This window comes from Peribacillus sp. NPDC058002, from assembly GCF_042886655.1.
Taxonomy (GTDB): domain Bacteria; phylum Bacillota; class Bacilli; order Bacillales; family DSM-1321; genus Peribacillus; species Peribacillus aracenensis.
This window is the reverse complement of the sequence record NZ_JBHVQU010000320.1, coordinates 1-3,487: the sequence shown is the minus strand read 5'-3', so window position 1 is coordinate 3,487 and position 3,487 is coordinate 1. Positions and strand designations below refer to the sequence as shown.

Below are 3,487 nucleotides of genomic sequence, written 5' to 3'. Positions count from 1 at the left end.
AACCTACCCTTTATGATTGCGGCGGAGACAAAGAGAATTTTCGATGCCCATATTGCTACGGTGATTACTCATACAGTGCAAAGGTATCTAAGAACATTGAGGAGCTTGCCGACAGTATATCGGCTCAAGCTGATGGTGAGTGAGGGAGGGAGAACAAAAAGCCTACTGAATGAAGTAGGCTTTTTATTTGTCATTTGCTGTTCAACCATGGAAGGAGGTCATTATGTTTATAGAGTTTCTCGGATTCTGAAATGGTTTGTGAAAGAAGAATATCAATGGAATCAAGCAAAGAATTTAGGGCTAGTTTAACAGAGCCACTCTCATATTGCTCTAATGGCACAGGTAACTCTTCCTCGTCTAAAATAAAATGTGCCCCATCCGGAAGCACCAAGATATCAATGATCAAATCCTCAAAGGAAACCAACTTATCCTCTATATATGTATTCCTTACAATATTAAAATAGGATCCTAAATAATGCCCTTCGTTATCTCTCCAGATGTATAAATTATAAGGACGGTCTTTCCAATAATGAGCAATCGTATAACTGCCTATAGGAATGGTTAGTTTTATAGGACCCGCTTTCATCGTGAACGAATCCATGATTTCATGAAAAAGCACGACATGTTGCTTTTGTGCTTTTAACAGCAAACAGTTATATTCCACAACTAAGGAGTCATAGCGGATTTTTCTTTCTATTATTTCATCGCCACGCTGTAGTGCTGGTGTAAATATATTGTCCATCGTTTCTATTCTCCCTTAAAAACTATCTAGATCATTTATTTCATTATACTCAATAAGGTTTTTCTTTTCTAAAGGCTCTTTTCGTAAAGATTGTTTTTTTTAAAACAAAACGATTTAAGGTTGATTGGAGGCTCACCTGCCACGCGGAAAGGAGCATTTGGAGGGGAAATCAACCACACGGCTTTACTTGGTAAATAGAACAAAGTATGCGAAAACAGCCTTTCCAATAGGTGGATCGCCAGGAAATGAGGATTAACAGCTTCAAGGAAATTTAAATCTCAAAACCTAATTTCACACCTGAAGTACCAAGAAAATAGGCTTAATTTACTTCAAATTCGTACGCTTCTGGAATAAACACAACTTACGAGGTAGTTGTTTCCTGGATCCTATCCTATATACGCCTGCTTTAGAGTTTTAATGTCAATTTTCTTCATTTGGAGCAGGGCTTTCATTAGTCTTTCCGATTTTTCAGGATTCGGGTCGTTTACCATCTCGGTTAGTTCCGCAGGGACAATTTGCCATGAAACACCAAATCTATCTTTCAGCCAACCGCACACTTGCGCTTTTTCGTCTCCGCCTTCGGAAAGTTTCCCCCAATAATAATCCACATCTTCTTGATCCTCGCAATGGATGATAAATGATATTGCCTCTGTGAATTTGAATTGAGGACCGCCATTCAATGCTACGAATGCTAGTCCTTCCAACTCAAATTCCACGGTCATCACTGATCCCTCTTGCTTCCCGTGGATTTGATTCCCTTCATTTCCATAGCGAGTAATTCTTCCAATCTTAGAATTTCCGAAGATGGAAGTGTAGAACTTTGCCGCCTCTTCACCTTGAGTATCGAACCACAAGTTAGTTGTGATTTTTTGAATTTTATTTTTCATAATTTCTCCTTTTCGATTACATATTTGAGAATTCAATTTTTACTTGCCAATCAGTTAACTGATAACCTTTTTATAGCATCCGCTAAGGGTTAACGAAAAGTTATTTCCTTATACTAGTTATAGTATCTTTGCCCCTGGTGATGGAAATACAAAAAGGATATAGAAACTTTTCACCAGTGAAAAGACCTATATCCAAATTGAAGATTAATCAATAAAGGCTCATCTTCATTTCTTAGCTCTCGAAGTTAAATTGCCATTTGATTCCGAATTTATCGGTTAACTGACCGTAAATTTTACTCCAGAATGTTTCTTGGAGCTCCATACCAACCGTGCCTCCTACACTAAGTTTGTTAAAGATCGATTTAATTTCTTCCAAATCATTACCGACATATGCCAGGCTGATATTGTTACCTTCAACAAAGGGCATACCAGGAAAAGTATCGGAAAACATGACATTGCTTCCATTAATATTCAGCCTTGTATGCATGACTAAATTTTTCGCTTCTTCTGGAAGGGGAAATTCCGGATTAGGAGGTGTTTCACCAAAGGTCATGATATTTGGTTGCTCCGTTCCAAAAACCTCTGCGTAAAACTCTACTGCTTCTCGACAATTCCCATTAAAATTAAGATATGCATCAACTGACATTTATCTCACTCCTATTTTTTTATTTATTATTCGTTGCTACAAGTTTAATGACATCATGTTTCATTATTACCTGACGAAAAATTCCGGTGGTTCAATTCCGAGCGTTCTAAGATAGATATACCCTTGTCCCCTATGATGGATTTCATTTTCCAAAGCATATTGAAGTCTATCAAAGTGGCTTTGTGAGGGACCGAAAAAGGGATCCTTTTCCACGACTGCAAGCGTTCCCTCATTCATTTCCTCCCACAGTTTCCTTGTATCAGCCCTTACCGCTTCGCATGCTGAAACTAGTTCCTCTTTGGTGGAAATCCCAGCAAACGAATCTGGATACTCCCAAACACTAAGTGCAATACCACGCATATATCCAGTCTCAATGTTCATGATTTCTTTAACCATCTCTGCGAAAGGGCGAAGCTTCCCAGCCGGGGTATAGTTAAATAATTCCTCTTCAGGAAAGGCTTCAACCACCCGCATCGTTAATCTCCTGTTGCCTTCTAATATATTTAGCAAACCCTCTTTCGATAGAACCATCATTTCACTCTCCTTTGAGAAATACTCTGTATAGAAGTTCTGGGGAAAATCGAAAAGTCCTGCTACTCCTGCAAATTTTTACTCCCATAAGAGTGGTGGAGTTATGGAACGATTAACGGTGATAGCGCAATATCTGGAAGGGAATTCGCACATACAGATTACTTGGATCATGCAGAAGTGATAATTAAGCAATATTCGTAAGAAATTGACTTCCAAAAGCCAGGAACCTTGGTAAATATTGATTAAATTTTGTATTTATTATACCATTCAATTAGTTATCTAGTTCCAACCAACAATATGCTTATACTTAATGGATATCATTAATAACGAAGCCAGAAGAAAGGGAGAGAAGCAAATGATTAATAAAGTCGGTCAAATCATGTTATATGTAAATAACCAAGACGAGTCATTGAAATTTTGGACGGAAAAATTCGGTTTTAGTGTAATTTCTGAAGAAGATGACGGCCAAGGGCTAAGATGGATTGAAATAGCCCCAACAAAGGAAGCACAAACGAGTATCATCCTTCATAATAAGGAATTCATTGCTAAAATGCAGCCTGAATTAAATCTTAATACACCTTCGTTAATGTTTTACTCGGATAATCTTGATGAATTATATAAAGACTTTTCTGAGAAGAATATCAAAGTCGGGGAACTTGTGAATATGCCATCTGGAAGAGC

General features: G+C 37.9%; 5 protein-coding genes. 1 reads left to right on the top strand and 4 read right to left on the bottom strand.

Going from position 1 to position 3,487, the window contains the following annotated elements; translation table 11 throughout:
- Positions 1–190: 190 nt before the first annotated feature.
- From ACFVSH_RS24300 to ACFVSH_RS24285, 4 genes are all read right to left on the bottom strand, one after another.
- Positions 191–742: a DUF402 domain-containing protein gene (locus tag ACFVSH_RS24300; RefSeq protein ID WP_387708297.1), complete on the bottom strand. Its 552-nt coding sequence runs from the start codon at positions 740–742 to the stop codon at positions 191–193.
- A 386-nt stretch (positions 743–1,128) separates the two neighbouring features.
- The gene (locus ACFVSH_RS24295) at positions 1,129–1,629 is read right to left on the bottom strand and encodes a VOC family protein (protein WP_387708295.1); all 501 of its coding nucleotides are present in this window, start codon (positions 1,627–1,629) and stop codon (positions 1,129–1,131) included.
- Positions 1,630–1,861: 232 nt separating this feature from the next.
- Complete coding sequence (locus ACFVSH_RS24290; RefSeq protein ID WP_342615726.1) at positions 1,862–2,275, bottom strand: VOC family protein; 414 nt, start codon at positions 2,273–2,275, stop codon at positions 1,862–1,864.
- A 66-nt stretch (positions 2,276–2,341) separates the two neighbouring features.
- The gene (locus ACFVSH_RS24285; RefSeq protein WP_387598524.1) at positions 2,342–2,809 is read right to left on the bottom strand and encodes a DinB family protein; all 468 of its coding nucleotides are present in this window, start codon (positions 2,807–2,809) and stop codon (positions 2,342–2,344) included.
- A 352-nt stretch (positions 2,810–3,161) separates the two neighbouring features.
- On the opposite strand from ACFVSH_RS24285, the gene ACFVSH_RS24280 reads away from it, so the two are divergent.
- A partial coding sequence (locus tag ACFVSH_RS24280) for a VOC family protein (RefSeq protein ID WP_387708292.1) occupies positions 3,162–3,487 on the top strand: 326 nt, incomplete at its 3' end.